At 32.7% G+C, this 16001-nt stretch carries 9 protein-coding genes; 3 read left to right on the plus strand and 6 right to left on the minus strand.

Annotation, left to right across the window (positions count from 1 at the left end; genetic code table 11):
* Window positions 1-227: 227 nt before the first annotated feature.
* Window positions 228-2780 (minus strand): ATP-dependent Clp protease ATP-binding subunit, encoded by a 2553-nt coding sequence (locus DMZ43_RS05545; protein ID WP_131506601.1) that lies wholly within the window; start codon window positions 2778-2780, stop codon window positions 228-230.
* A gap of 262 nt (window positions 2781-3042) precedes the next feature.
* On the opposite strand from DMZ43_RS05545, the gene gyrA reads away from it, so the two are divergent.
* A complete protein-coding gene (gyrA, locus tag DMZ43_RS05550; protein ID WP_129759972.1) occupies window positions 3043-5598 on the plus strand; it encodes a DNA gyrase subunit A in 2556 nt (851 codons plus the stop codon).
* A gap of 22 nt (window positions 5599-5620) precedes the next feature.
* Window positions 5621-6898: a tetratricopeptide repeat protein gene (locus tag DMZ43_RS05555; RefSeq protein ID WP_131506602.1), complete on the plus strand. Its 1278-nt coding sequence runs from the start codon at window positions 5621-5623 to the stop codon at window positions 6896-6898.
* Between the two features lie 48 nt (window positions 6899-6946).
* On the opposite strand, the gene DMZ43_RS05560 is transcribed toward DMZ43_RS05555, so the two are convergent.
* A complete protein-coding gene (locus tag DMZ43_RS05560; RefSeq protein WP_131506603.1) occupies window positions 6947-7696 on the minus strand; it encodes a C40 family peptidase in 750 nt (249 codons plus the stop codon).
* 9 nt (window positions 7697-7705) lie between these two features.
* A complete protein-coding gene (locus tag DMZ43_RS05565) occupies window positions 7706-8884 on the minus strand; it encodes an acetyl-CoA C-acyltransferase (RefSeq protein WP_131506604.1) in 1179 nt (392 codons plus the stop codon).
* A 131-nt stretch (window positions 8885-9015) separates the two neighbouring features.
* On the opposite strand from DMZ43_RS05565, the gene DMZ43_RS05570 reads away from it, so the two are divergent.
* Window positions 9016-11061: an HD family phosphohydrolase gene (locus DMZ43_RS05570; protein ID WP_131506605.1), complete on the plus strand. Its 2046-nt coding sequence runs from the start codon at window positions 9016-9018 to the stop codon at window positions 11059-11061.
* A gap of 520 nt (window positions 11062-11581) precedes the next feature.
* Here the strand turns inward: DMZ43_RS05570 and DMZ43_RS05580 are convergent.
* From DMZ43_RS05580 to DMZ43_RS05590, 3 genes are all read right to left on the minus strand, one after another.
* Complete coding sequence (locus tag DMZ43_RS05580; RefSeq protein ID WP_131506606.1) at window positions 11582-11818, minus strand: hypothetical protein; 237 nt, start codon at window positions 11816-11818, stop codon at window positions 11582-11584.
* 253 nt (window positions 11819-12071) lie between these two features.
* Window positions 12072-15518, minus strand: a complete 3447-nt coding sequence (locus DMZ43_RS05585) for a DEAD/DEAH box helicase family protein (RefSeq protein ID WP_131506607.1) — start codon at window positions 15516-15518, stop codon at window positions 12072-12074.
* Window positions 15518-16000, minus strand: a complete 483-nt coding sequence (locus DMZ43_RS05590; RefSeq protein WP_131506608.1) for a hypothetical protein — start codon at window positions 15998-16000, stop codon at window positions 15518-15520. The genes DMZ43_RS05585 and DMZ43_RS05590 overlap by 1 nt, the downstream gene beginning before the upstream one ends.
* Window position 16001 lies beyond the last annotated feature (1 nt).

The following is a 16001-nucleotide window of genomic DNA, read 5'->3' on the forward strand; positions in this document are numbered from 1 at the left end:
TATTTGTGTATATTCAATATATTAAACTGTATGGTAGCTGTATTGGTAGTTACACTTTATTTAAATGCCCTTTCAAAGCAATAGTGTATTAATGATTATTAAAGTATGTACTAATAGATGTCTGTACATAAACCTATTTAAGGTTTATTGCTTTAAGATAGTTTCACTATAAGACATAAAAAAAGCTCATTTATTATAATGAGCTTTTAGTTTTATATATTAAAGAATTAAGATTCCTCAGAGTGTTGTTCGGACTTTTCAATAGTTATGGTTAGTTCATTTGTTTTAGAGTCTAAATCCATTAAAATTGTGTCGCCTTCATGTAATTGAGAATTGATAATTTCTTCAGCTAATGCATCTTCAATGTATTTTTGAATGGCACGCTTTAATGGTCTTGCGCCATAATCTTTATCAAAACCTTTTTCAGCAATATAGTCTTTAGCTTTATTACTTAATTTAAGATCGTAACCAAGATCTTTAATTCTAGCTATTAGTTTTACTAGCTCAATATCAATAATCTTATCTATATCTTCTTTTTCAAGAACATTAAATACCATTACATCATCAATTCTATTTAAGAATTCAGGAGCAAAAGCTTTTTTAAGTGCATTTTCTATAATGCTTCTAGAGTTATCTTTAGCTTGAGATTCCTTTGCTGATGTACCAAAACCTACACCTTGACCAAAGTCTTTAAGTTTACGAGCACCAATGTTAGAAGTCATTATAATAATGGTATTTCTAAAATCGATTTTTCTACCCAGACTATCAGTTAAATAGCCATCATCCAATACTTGTAGCAACATATTAAATACATCTGGATGCGCTTTTTCAATTTCATCAAGAAGCACTACAGCATAAGGTTTGCGTCTTACTTTTTCAGTTAGTTGTCCACCTTCTTCGTATCCAACATAACCAGGAGGTGCTCCAATTAATCTAGAAATAGCGAATTTTTCCATGTATTCACTCATGTCAATTCTTACAAGTGCTTCTTCGCTATCAAATAACTCTCTAGCCAATACTTTAGCTAACTGCGTTTTTCCTACACCTGTTTGACCTAAAAATATAAATGACCCAATAGGCTTGTTAGGATCTTTAAGTCCAGCACGATTACGCTGAATAGCTTTAACAACTTTTGAAACAGCTTCATCCTGACCAATAACCTTACCTTTTATAAGTTCAGGCAGTTTAGCTAATTTGTTACTTTCAGTTTGAGCAATTCTATTAACAGGAATTCCTGTCATCATAGATATTACATCTGCAACGTTATCTTCAGTTACAATTTCTCTATGCTGTTTGGTTTCTTCTTCCCATTTTTCTTGTGCAATGGCAAGGTCTTTTTCCAAACGCTTCTCGTCATCTCTAAGTTTTGCAGCTTCTTCATATTTCTGCTTTTTAACCACAGAATTTTTAGTAGCTTTAACTTCTTCTAGCTTTTTTTCTAATTCAAGAATTTGCTTAGGTACATCAATATTGGTAATATGAACTCTAGAACCAGCTTCATCTAAAGCATCTATAGCTTTATCTGGAAGGAAGCGTTCAGTCATATATCTATTAGTTAATTTTACACAAGCTTCAATAGCTTCTGGTGTATAATCAACATTATGATGGTCTTCGTATTTTTCTTTAATATTGTTTAAAATCTCAATGGTTTCTTCAACGCTAGTAGGCTCAACAATTACCTTTTGAAAACGACGCTCTAAGGCACCATCTTTCTCGATGTATTGTCTGTACTCATCTAGTGTTGTAGCACCAATACATTGAATTTCACCTCTTGCTAAAGCAGGTTTAAACATATTTGAAGCATCTAAACTTCCAGTAGCTCCTCCAGCTCCAACTATGGTATGAATCTCGTCAATAAAAAGTATGATGTCGTCGTTTTTTTCCAACTCATTCATCACAGCTTTCATACGCTCTTCAAATTGCCCACGGTATTTCGTGCCAGCAACTAAGCTAGCTAAGTCAAGCGTTACAACACGTTTGTTAAAAAGTATGCGAGACACTTTACGTTTTACAATACGTAAAGCTAACCCTTCAGCAATTGCGGATTTACCAACTCCTGGTTCTCCTATTAAAAGCGGGTTGTTCTTTTTACGTCTGCTTAATATTTGAGATACACGTTGTATTTCTTTTTCTCTTCCAACAACAGGGTCAAGTTTACCATCTTCAGCAAGTTCAGTAAGGTCTCTTCCAAAATTATCTAAAACAGGTGTCTTAGATTTTTTTGTTGTTTTTGATGAAGATTGTCCAAAAGGGTTTTGTTTAGAATCATCCTCGTCGTTAATATCATCGTCTGAAAAAGACTCAGCTTTTGGCGATTCTATAAAATCATCCTCGTTTGTAATCATAAATTTAAATTGTTCTTTTACGTTATCATAATCTACTTTAAGCTTATTTAAAAGCTTAGTAGTAGGGTCATTTTCGTTTCTTAAAATGCACAATAATAAATGTGCAGTATTAATTGATGTACTTTGAAATAGTTTAGCTTCTAAAAAAGTAGTCTTTAAGGCACGTTCAGCTTGCCTAGTTAAGTGTAGGTTTTTCTTTTCGTTAGAAGCAGATGATATATTTGAATTTGCAGGGCTTAATATTTCTACCTTGCGCCTTAGATGATTTAAATCAATTTCTAAAGCTCCAAGTATATCTATCGCTTTTCCGTTACCATCACGAAGTAGTCCCAACATTAAATGTTCGGTACCTATAAAATCATGGCCAAGGCGTAATGCTTCTTCTTTGCTGTAAGCAATTACATCTTTGACTCTTGGGGAAAAATTATCATCCATGTTTAAAATCCTTTCTGCATTAAAAATAATAAAAACAAATAGATAATGTCAAAAACTATACCTTAAATGTTTTTATAGTAGCTAATAGAGTGAAAAAACTTCAAAAGTTCAAAACATTTAACAGCATACTTATTAACTAAAATAGTAGGTAATATTGTTAATAAAAAATGTCAAAAAAGGTGCTTAAAGGTGGCTCAAACACTATCAAAATACTTATATTAGCACGATTTGAAAACCTACAAAATTCTAATAATTTTTATATATGGCAGAAGGAGAAAAACTCATTCCAATTAATATTGAAGATGAAATGAAGTCGGCTTACATTGATTATTCAATGTCAGTCATTGTGTCACGTGCATTACCTGATGTAAGAGATGGTTTAAAGCCTGTACACAGACGTGTTTTATATGGAATGCATGAACTAGGTGTTAGATCTAATACCGCACATAAAAAATCGGCAAGAATAGTTGGTGAAGTTTTAGGTAAGTACCATCCTCATGGTGATACCTCTGTTTATGACACTATGGTACGTATGGCTCAAGAGTGGAGTTTGCGTTATATGCTTGTTGATGGTCAAGGAAACTTTGGTTCTATAGATGGAGATAGTCCTGCAGCAATGCGTTATACTGAAGCACGTATGCGTAAAATATCTGAGGACATGTTGGCAGATATTGACAAAGAAACTGTAGATCATAAATTAAATTTTGATGATACTCTACAAGAACCAACGGTTCTTCCAACAAGAATACCAGGACTTTTAGTTAATGGAGCATCTGGTATTGCAGTTGGTATGGCTACAAACATGCCTCCACACAACTTAAGTGAAGTTGTAGATGGTACTGTAGCTTATATAGATAATAATGATATAGAAATTGATGAACTAATTACTCATATTAAAGCACCAGATTTCCCTACAGGAGGAACTATTTATGGTTATGATGGTGTTCGTGAAGCTTTTAAAACTGGTCGTGGGCGTATAGTAATGCGTGGTAAAGCCAATATTGAAGAAGTTCAAGGTAGAGAATGTATCATTGTATCTGAAATTCCTTATCAAGTGAATAAAGCAGATATGATAAAAAAAACTGCTGATCTTGTAAATGATAAAAAGCTTGATGGTATTTCAACCATTCGTGATGAGTCCGACAGAAATGGTATGCGTATCGTTTATGTACTTAAGCGTGACGCTATTCCTAACATTGTATTAAATAAGCTTTATAAATACACTGCGTTGCAGTCTTCTTTCAGTGTAAATAATATTGCACTAGTAAATGGTAGACCGCAATTACTAAACTTAAAAGAGTTAATCCATCATTTTGTGGAGCACAGACACGATGTAGTTGTACGTCGTACTACTTATGAATTGCGTAAGGCAGAAGAGCGTGCTCATATCTTAGAAGGGTTAATTATAGCTTCTGATAATATTGATGAAGTTATTGCATTAATTCGTGCATCTTCAAATGCTGATGAAGCTCGTGAAAAGTTAATTGAACGCTTTAAGCTTTCTGAAATACAAGCTAAAGCAATCGTAGAAATGCGTTTACGTCAATTAACAGGACTGGAGCAAGACAAGTTACGCTCTGAGTATGATGAATTGATGAAAACCATTGAAGATTTAAAAGATATTCTTGACAAAAAAGAGCGTCGTATGGATATCATTAAAGAAGAGCTTCTTGTTGTTAAAGAAAAGTATGGTGATGAACGTCGTTCAATAATTGAATATGCAGGAGGAGATTTAAGTATCGAAGATATGATTCCTGATGAGCAAGTAGTAATAACTATTTCTCATGCTGGTTACATTAAGCGTACATCGCTTACTGAATACAAAACTCAAAATAGAGGAGGAGTTGGTCAAAAAGCTTCAACCACTCGTAATGAAGATTTCTTAGAACACCTTTTTGTTGGTACTAACCACCAATACATGTTGTTCTTTACCCAAAAAGGAAAATGTTTCTGGATGCGCGTTTACGAAATTCCAGAAGGCAGTAAAACATCTAAAGGTAGAGCAATTCAAAACCTAATAAATATTGAGCAAGATGATAAAGTAATGGCTTTCATTTGTACTCAAGATTTAAAAGATGAAGATTACATCAATAGTCATTATGTAATAATGGCGACTAAAAATGGTCAGGTTAAAAAGACAGCTTTAGAACAATATTCTAGACCTCGTACTAATGGTATCAATGCCATTACTATTAAAGAGGATGATGAATTGCTAGAAGCAAAATTAACTACAGGAAACAGTCAAGTTATGCTAGCCTTAAAATCTGGTAAAGCAATTCGTTTTGAAGAAGCTAAAACAAGACCAATGGGTAGAAATGCATCTGGAGTTCGTGGTATTACTTTGGCTAACGATAAAGATGAAGTAATAGGTATGGTTGCTATTGAAAACCCTATGGAAGAAACAGTTCTAGTTGTTTCTGAAAACGGTTACGGAAAACGTACTTACATTGATGATCCTGAAGATGGAGAAGCAGTTTACCGAATCACCAATAGAGGAGGTAAAGGGGTTAAAACAATTTCTATTACTGAAAAGACAGGTCATTTAGTAGCAATTAAAACAGTTACTGACGATGATGACTTAATGATTATCAACAAGTCAGGAATAGCAATTAGGTTAAGTGTTTCTAACTTAAGAACTATGGGTAGAGCAACTCAAGGTGTTAGGTTAATTAACTTAAAAGGAAACGATTCTATTGCTGCTGTTGCCAAAGTAATGAAAGATGAAAACGAAGAAGAAATTGACTCTGAAGTTGAGAATTCAGAAGCTCAAACTGAAGATGGCACAACTCTTGATAATTCACAAGACGAAAACAATTAATAACACTAAACATTAACTAAAAATGAAAAAACAAATAGTAGTTGCTTTAGCACTTTTACTAGGTTCTTTTACATATGCACAAAAGGATGAAATAAAAGCAGCTGAAAAGGCAATTAAATCTGGTAATTATGCTGATGCTAAATCGGCTATTAATTCTGCAGAAGCTTTAATAGCAAATGCAGATGATAAGACCAAGGCTAAATTTTACTTTATAAAAGGTCAAGCATTGTATGCTAATGGTAATAGTTCAGATGCTGATATGGATGCTGCAATTGAGAGTTTTGATATGGTTAAAACCATTGAAGAACAATCTGGAAAATCAAAATACTCAGGCGATGTAGATGAAATTAAGCAATCTATGTTATCAAAATTTTTAAGTGCAGCTAACAGTGCCTTAGAAAAGAAAGATTATATCAGCTCATCTAAAGGTTTTGAAAAAGCATACAAAATGTCTCCAAAAGACACGCTTTATTTGTATTACGCTGCATCTACAGCTGTAACTGCAAACGATTATGAAACATCTTTAAAGTATTATGAAGAGCTAAGAGATTTAGGGTATTCTGGTGTTGAAACAAGATATGTTGCAGTTAACAAAGAGACCAATGAAGAAGAAACTTTTGACACAGCTACGTTAAGAGATATTTCTGTAAGAGCAGGTTCTCATATTAAGCCTGGAGTTAAAAAAACTGAATCAAAATCTGCTGAGATCATTAAAAACATTGCATTAATTTATGTAAACAATGGTGATAATGAAAAAGCTGCTACTGCAATAAAAGATGCAAGAAAAGAAAACCCAGATGATTTAAGTCTTTTGTTAACTGCAGCAAACGTTCAGTTAAAAATGGGAAACAAGGAAGAATTTAAAAAACTGATAGAAGAAGCAACTTTAAAAGATCCTGATAATGCTGAGTTACAGTATAATTTAGGGGTTATCGCTGCTGATGCTGGAGATATAGATGCTGCTAAAAAATATTACTCTAAAGCTTTAGCATTAAATCCAGGTTATGTTGACGCTAATAATAACATGGCTGTGGCAATATTAGGTGAGGAGCAATCAATTATTGAAGAGATGAACTCTTTAGGTAGTTCTGCTGCTGATAATAAAAGATATGATGAGCTTAAAGAAGCACGTTTAAGCATTTACAAAGAAGCTGTTCCTTATTTAGAGGCTACTTTAAAACTTAAACCAAAAAATATTGATGCTGCTAAAACATTAATGCAAATTTACAGCGCAATTGATAATACTGTGAAGTTTAAAGAAATGAAAGCTTTAGTTGAAAAACTTGAAAGTGGAAACTAAACATCAGTAATAAACATAAAAAAGCCGCTAATTAATTAGCGGCTTTTTTTATATAATCTTTTTAATAACTCTTAGTTTATGTGTGTGAATGCGTCTATCAGTATTATAAATACCACTATGGTCTAACCTGTCAATTCTTACTTTTCCATGAGCATGGATAATGTAGTTGTTTTCCATAATAATACCTACGTGTACAATGTTGCCTTCATCATTATCAAAAAAAGCTAAATCTCCTGGTTCACTTTCTTCAATGAAGCTTAAAGCTTGACCTTGTGTTGCCTGTTGAGAAGCGTCTCTTAATAGTTTATAACCATTTAGCTTATAAACCATTTGAGTAAATCCAGAACAATCAATACCAAAGGGTGTTTTTCCTCCCCATAAATAAGGAGAGTTTAAATATGTAAATGCTGTTGAAATTAAATTTTCCTTAGGAATTACTTTGTCAATAACATTTCCGTCATGCGAATGATTAAGAATGGATAGTCCGTTTAAGCAAGAACCTATAGGAATAGTAAAAAGGTTTTTAGCATCATCTTCTACGAATTCAACTAAATCAGAAGAAAGGATAGGGATTTGACTTTCTAATGTTGAGTAAGATTCACTATCAATCTCAACATATTGTTTATTGTCAATCCATCCTTCATATTTATCATGAGCTAGACGAATTCTACTCCAAAACTTACGTTGTTCTAAAACTTTAAAGAATTCTCCATACAACACTTGAGAGACCAACTCACTTCTATCTGATGGCTCAAGTCTAAGAGGGATAATGCTTAAATTACAAATTCCGTATTGCATTAAATGTATTTAGTTGCGTTCAACTACAATTGCCGATGCACCACCACCACCATTACATATAGCTGCAGCACCAATTTTTGCATTGTTTTGTTCTAATACGTTTAAAAGTGTAATTATAATTCTAACACCAGAGCATCCTAATGGATGACCTAAAGAAACAGCTCCACCATTTACATTTACGTTACTATCATTCAATCCAAGCAGTTTAATGTTAGCTAAACCAACAACCGAAAATGCTTCGTTAAATTCAAAAAAGTCAACATCGTCAATAGCAATACCAGCTTTATCTAAAGCTTTTGGTAAAGCTTTTGCAGGAGCTGTAGTAAACCATTTTGGTTCTTGCGCAGCATCAGCGTAACCTTTAATAATCGCTAAAGGTTTTATACCTAAAGCATCAGCTTTTTCTTTACTCATTAATACCATTGCTCCAGCACCATCATTAATGGTTGATGCGTTAGCAGCTGTTACAGTTCCATCTTTTGTAAAAGCAGGACGTAATGCAGGTATTTTTTCCATTTTTACATTAGTAAATTCTTCATCTTTACTAATAACTATTGCATCTCCACGACGTTGAGGCACTTCAACAGGAACAACTTCATTATCAAATTTTCCTGCTTCCCAAGCAGCAGCAGAACGTGTGTAAGATTGAATTGCATAAGCATCTTGGTCTTCACGTGAGAAACCGTATTCAGTAGCACATGCATCAGCACAAACTCCCATTGCATTTTGGTCGTATGCATCTACTAAACCATCTTTTTGCATACCATCTACTAATGAGGTAGGTCCAAATTTAGTACCAGTTCTTGCATGTAAATAGTGAGGTATTAAGCTCATGTTCTCCATTCCACCAGCAACAACAATATCGGCATCACCTAGAGCTATAGATTGAGCAGCTTGCATAACAGCTTTCATACCTGAAGCACAAACTTTGTTTACGGTAGTACATGGAACAGAATCAGGAATTCCAGCAAAAATTGCGGCTTGTCTTGCTGGTGCTTGACCAGTTCCTGCCTGTACAACATTTCCCATTAAAACTTCATCAACTAATTCAGGTTTTAAATTTATTTTATCTAGTGCGCCTTTTATTGCTACAGCTCCTAATTTTGGAGCTGGTATTGTAGATAAACTACCTAAGAAACTACCTATTGGAGTTCTTGCTGCAGATACAATTACTACCTCTTTACTCATTATTATATACGTTTGTTTTTTATAGGTGTAAAATTAATCATTTTTTTGTAGAGTTAAGAATGAAAACACTATTATAAAACTAATATTACTTTCAAATTTTATTACATTTGGTAGCATAGTAAAAAGGCTTTATGAAGGAATTGATAAACAAATGGTATAGAAATCACGCACTTATCTATAAGGTGCTTTTATTTTTAAGTACTACATTTTTAATAGTGTATTTGTTTCCTAAAAGTGGAAAGTTTAAATACAATTTTGATAAAGGAAAACCTTGGCAGTCAGAAAATTTATACGCTCCTTTCAATTTTGCAATTAAAAAAACTGCAGAAGAATTAAATGAAGAAAAAGCTACAATTGAAAATAATAGTACTGTTTATTTTAATATAAATGAAACTACTAAAAAAGATGTTTATAAAGCTTATAATGAAGAGTTTGACAAGGTTTTTTCCGACAGTATTTCTATGGCAAATACTTCATTATACTCAATAGGAGAGTCTGTTTTAAATCAAATTTACTCATTTGGTGTTTTAGATGAAGAATATAATTATGACTCTAATAAAAAAGTAGTTTTACTTAATAATCAAAAACAAGTTGCTACCACTTTTTATTCTGAACTCACAAAAACTGATGCATTTAGGTCTATATTAGAAAAGGCTTTACAAAACTCTAATAACGCAAGTTATACAACAAATTTTGTGTCCTTGTTTTTTGATATCGTAAAGCCAAATTTAACTTTAAATAGTTCTATAACTGATAATGCGCTTCAAGAAGAACTAAATAGAATATCACCAACAAGAGGAAGTGTTGAAAAAGGAACTCTGTTAATATCAAAAGGAGAACTTGTTGAAGGTAAAAAATACGATGTTTTAAAATCTTTAGAGTCCGAATATGAATCTCAAGTTTGGAGTGAGTCTAACTATAATTGGGTAGTTTTTGCCTATGCTTTACTAGTTGCTTTAGCGTTATTGATGCTGTTACTGTTTTTAAGAAAATATAGAATGAAGGTGTTTTTAGATAACACTAAGGTGACATTTATTTTCTTCAATATTATTTTAATGGTATTGCTTACAACATTGATAATTAATTACAATGCTAAATATGTTTATGTAGTTCCGTTATGTGTTTTACCACTGGTTTTAAAAGCATTTTTTGATGCACGTCTAGGTTTATTTGCACATGTACTAACAGTTTTATTATTAGGTTTTATAGTTCCTAATAGTTATGAATATATGTTTTTGCAAATTATTGCAGGAATTGTAACTATACTTACAGTTTCTGAATTGTATAAAAGAGCAAATCTATTCATATCTGTTGGTCAAATTACACTCATATATATTATTGCATATTTTGCGTTTTTTGTAATTCATGAAGGAAGTATAACCAATATTCAACCAGAAACATTTGGTTTATTCATTTTATGCGGACTAGCAACCTTGTTTGTGCAACCGTTAATATATATTTATGAAAAAGTATTTGGTTTAGTTTCTGACGTATCGCTATTGGAATTATCTGATACAAATACAAAATTACTGAAAGAGCTTTCAAATAAAGCACCAGGAACGTTTCATCATTCCTTAAACGTTGCAAATCTAGCCGAAGCGTGTGCAAACGAGATAGGAGCCAACGCAATGTTGGTAAGGGTAGGTGCATTATATCACGATATAGGAAAAATGAAAAATCCTACTTACTTTACAGAAAACCAATCAACAGGAATTAATCCTCATGACGAATTATCGCCTAAAGAAAGTGCTAAAATTATCATTGACCATGTAATTGATGGAATAGAAATTGCTAAAAAAAATAATCTTCCTGATAGAGTTATTGATTTTATTAGAACACATCATGGTTCAAGCTTAGTGTACTATTTTTATTTAAAAGAAAGAGAGTTAAATGAAGATTTAGAAAAAGATGATTTTAGATACCCTGGACCAAAACCATTCAGCAAAGAAACAGCTATACTTATGATGTGTGATAGTGTTGAAGCTGCTTCAAAGAGCTTAAAAGAACCTACATCTACTAAAATAGATAAGTTTGTTGAAAACATTATAAGTAAGCAAATGGAAAGTGGTCAGTTTTTAAATGCTAACATTACTTTCAAGGAAATTCAATCTATCAAAAAAATCCTTAAAAGTAAACTCGCTAACATATATCATTTAAGAATAGAATATCCTGAATAAAAAAAAGCCATATCGTTTGATATGGCTTTTTTGTGATCGCGACAGGATTCGAACCTGTGACCGTCTGCTTAGAAGGCAGATGCTCTATCCAGCTGAGCTACGATTTTTTCTAGCCTTTGTGACTCCTAGTGAAGCAATGTGCTCCGTTTTGTGCATCACTTTAACCTGATTATTATTATTATAAAGTTAGTAATTTTCTTGTATTGATGAGTAAAAGCTAGGCAAGCGAAAGAGCATGTGTAGCTTAATTATAATGTTTTACAGTGTAAAGCTTATGATTAAGTTACTCATGCTGGCTAATAAAATAGCTCTTTATGATTTTTATGAAAATTGTAAAGTGCTATTTGTGCGTAGGGTAGCGGATATTTTACATAATGCAGTTATAGTACAGAAATTAAATGAATGCTACTATAACTATGCGTTATGTAACTTAGCTTTGGTATTTTAAAATAGTAAGTAGGTGGGGTAGCCCGAATGTTGTTTTCAACAGGCGGGGTATAAGTTGGTAGTAGCCTAATGTCTATTCTTCAAAAAATGGAAGAATTTCAGAGTTGACAACTTTATGAAAATCACTCGATTTACATTTAAATGTTTTAGCATCATTCCATTTTACAGTACTAATTCTATTCCAGAAAAAAGAAATAACTATATCATCTGTTCCCTCTACAGTATCTATATGTGCTACTAAGTCAGGATATTTTGTGTTAAGATGCTCTTGTAACTTGAGAGCTTCTTGCTCAGTCTTTTCTATATTCATATTGTTTTAAATTTTTAATTAAAGCTATATTAATACTCTAACCCTTAATGTTAGTTGTTGAACTAAATACTAAAATTTAGCCTTTTTAGACTACATCTTATTTTTACAACAAATGTAAGCAGCCAGAAAATAACTTTTAAAATTAAGTTTTAAACTAGTTGTTAATTTTTAAAATTAACTCTAACCTTAACAAGCATCCGACCTAATTACAAAGGTCAGGGATGCGTGTGTTAATAACATAATAAGTTATTTTCTAGGCTACAGTTGCATTACCATTGATTAAGTCTATGATTTTAACAATCTTAACTACATCTGCTTCATCTTCAAAAACACCGATTAAACCTTGATCGTTAAGATCTGTAAATGGTGGCTCAAATAGCATTTGCTTGTTTATTGTGCCATTTTTAGTAAGATAAGACATTATAGTTCTAACAAATGTTATCTGATCTGCTCTCAGATTACCTATTTGTAGAAACTCTGCAAAAGCTTCGTTAACTGATTGCTCGTTTAGACCTGTAATACTTCTTATAAAAGCTCCTAATGGTTTTTCGCCATATTGCTTAATAAACTCATCTTTTGTACCAGCAACACTCTCTGTGAACATTATTTTCTCTAGCTCTTCGAGTTCAGGTTTTGTTATTTGTATGTTATTACAAAGTTTATGGATTGTAAGATGGTTTTTGTTCTGTCTAACATACTTTTCAACTCTGTCCTTATAAGATTGTAGACTCACATAAGTATTTACTGGTTCTCTGGAAGTAATATTTTCTAAATCTATTTCATCTTCAAAATGCGTGTAAACAGGATCTTGCTTTTCTACTTCTAGATATTTTATAAGGTCTCTCAGTGAAACTCTTAGTTCTTCTAACTTTTTAATATTTATGGTTTCCCAATATTGTTCTGTCTGAACTGCTTTAATTAAATGTAAATGCAGAGCTATTTGTGGTATGTTGTCCTTTTTTTGAAGTGCTGTAGCAGTCCTAAAAATTTTGCTCATGTACTTTCCTGTATTTCCAGATTCACTAAGCAATAAAATCTGATAGATGAGTACTAACATATCAAATCGCCTTGCTAACTCATCATCATCTCTATTTGCTGGTTGTAAGTGAGATAAATGGTCATTTATCTCTTGCACATCACCTTTAGATAAGTTTTGCCATTTTGATTTATTGCTATATTCTGTAACATACCTTAATTGCTTGCGAACAACAAACCTGTTATGATCTAAATTTTTAATTGTAGCATGTAACTCATCTAAATACTTATCTCTTATTTCAATCTGTTCATCTGTTTTCTCTGGAATATCTGAAATAAGCTGTGAAACCTTTAGTTTAGATTCAAAAATCTGTTGTAGTAATGGTTTTGTGTTGGTAGCATTAGCACCATCTGGAAACTCATCAAAAAACTCGAAGTTTTGACAATAATCAAAAATTAAAAACTCTTGTTTATCTTCATTTGGTGCAAATAGATCTGGACACAATCTTGTACCACGACCAATCATTTGCCAAAATTTAGAAGCGCTTCTTACAAGCTTAAAGAATACCAAATTAACTACTCTAGGTGCATCTACACCTGTATCCATCATATCAACAGACACAGCTATTTGTGGATCTTGCTCTTGGTAAGGGTCAGCAAATTTTTCTAATAAATCTTGTGCTTTGGTTTCGTAGTTATCTATGACTCTTAAAAACTTACCACCATATTCTGGATAGTTTTTATTAAAGCGTTCTTCGATAAAAACAGCATGTGGATGGTTTTTTGCAAAAATGATAGTCTTACCAAGCTTATCACCACCATTTACTTTAATACCATTTGTCATTAAGTGGTCTAATACTTTATCAACTGTATCTGTGTTAAATAACCACTTGTTTAGTGCACTGCTACTAATAGTGTCTGGTGCTTCATCATTTGTTGGATCACCAAACTTTTCTTCATATTCTTGCTTTTCAGCTTCTGATAACTCATGGTATTTAATGCCTTCTCTCTGGAATTTTAATGGTACACTGATAGATTTTGGTGGCACTAAGTAGCCGTCATTTACAGCTCTGTCTAATTCATAGGCAAAGGTTGGGTTATCATCCTCAATACCAAATAATCCGTATGTATTACGATCTATGTCTTTTTTAGGTGTGGCAGTTAAACCTAATAACATAGCATCAAAATAATCAAATATTGCACCGTATTTCTTATAAACAGAACGGTGTGCTTCATCTATGATTATTAAATCGAAATGACCTACACCATAAAAACGTTGGTCGTCTGTTTTTACTTTATCAATTTTATTGATGATTGTTGGATATGTTGAAAACACTAATCGTGTCTTACTATCTTCTTTTTCTTTAGTTAAATCAATAGTAGAAAGCTCTGGCAGGTGTTCTTTAAAAGCGTTTTTAGCTTGTGTAACCAATGCATTTCTGTCTGCTAAGAATAGTATGCGTTTAGCCCAATTACTTTTGGTAAGCATATCAACAATAGCTGTAGCGGTTCTCGTTTTACCAGAACCAGTAGCCATAACTAATAAGCTTTCTCTTCTTGCACCTCTTAGCTTACCATCAGTAGTATCTACAACTAAATTTTCTGCTACTCTTTGAATTGCTTCAAGCTGATAATCACGCCCTGCAATATTTGTGTTTACTTTAAATTTACGAGGGTCTTTACGTGTGGTTCTTCTATCAACTAGTAATTGTAACTCATCTTGTGTGTAAAAGCCCTGTAATTCTCTATCAGTGTAGAACGTATCATCCCAGAGAAAGGTCTCAAACCCATTAGTGTAAAATATTACAGGTCTTTGAGTATGCAATTTCTCTAAGCAATCTGCATAAAGTTCAGCTTGATGTCTCCCTTTTCTAGCATCCGCCATAGTTTTTTTAGCTTCTACAACTGCTAAAGGCTTACCATCTTTTCCCCATAGTACATAATCCACAAAACCAATACCTGATGGATTGGTACTAATAGGCATGCCTGAAACTTCATATTCTAAATCCTTGCCATCTTTTAAGTTTTCCCAACCAGCTTCTTTTAATAAAACATCAATGTAAAGTTTACGTGTTACAGACTCTGGAATTAAAATAGGTATTACCTTTTCAGGGTCTTTGACCTTTTCACGTTTAACTCTACGTTCTTTGTTAGCTATTTGCTGAGCTTCTAACTGCTTTTTAAGTAGTTCTATTTCATTAGCCTGTTCTTCTAGTTTTTTACGCTCTAATAGCTCATTTTCTCTTCTCTGGTATAACTGTTGCTCTAAGCTTTGTAACTCCTTTAGCGTTGCTTTATGCTCTTTACCATCTGGTATCAAGCCCATATTAAAGATTGGAATCTCAACATTTTCCTCACTGTAATACAATCCTAGAAAACTTAAAAAGCGAAATAGATTTTTAATACTAGCTATAGACTGATCGTGTGTTATGGATTTACCATGAGCACCAGCATTACCTGTTAAACGAATAAGGTTTATTTCCCTAAACATTGAAGGTTTTATGATGTCCCTAAAGCATTGTGTGTGTATTAAACTAGTTAGTTTTGTGTCATAAGGCCATTCCAGATCTACATCATTATCATAGAGCCAGTGCATTGTTTTCTCTAAAGCACTACGAGCAATAAGCACACTTGCCTTAGGTGACGTTAAAGTCAACAGTTCTGCTTCTTTAGCTTCCTTGCAAATTGCTGGCCATTCGTTATGTAGAAACTGGAAGTTTGACATTAATTTGAAAGAATTGGAATAATGGTTTCTTGTATTCTTTGAAGCTCTCTAAACTCCATATCGAAATCAATTCGTGGTAAGAAACTAAAATATGAATCCACCTGATTTTTACTCAACAACCAATACGCTGTAAACGTTCTCCTACTAGTATCAACTTGATTGAACATTAAATTTGTTTGAGCATCCGAGGTAAAAATTCTTGGTACAACGAATATTGTGGTAGTGCGTCGAATCAATTTATCAAACCTTTGAATAAAATCATCTTCATCAAATTCTTGTTCATAGACAATTTCCGGCCCTGTTGTTATTTCAAGTGTTGGATTTTCACTTAAAAATTCCAGTAACTTCCTATCAAAAATATCGCCTGATTTAACATCATAAGTTTGATTGACTTCTCGACCATAAACAAAATGTGCGACCAGAGACTCCTCTTTTTTCTTATTTAAAAGATAGGTAATACGTATTACTTTAATTATTTCCATA

Source organism: Meridianimaribacter sp. CL38, assembly GCF_004328055.1.
In the GTDB taxonomy this organism is placed as follows: Bacteria; Bacteroidota; Bacteroidia; order Flavobacteriales; family Flavobacteriaceae; genus Gaetbulibacter_B; species Gaetbulibacter_B jejuensis.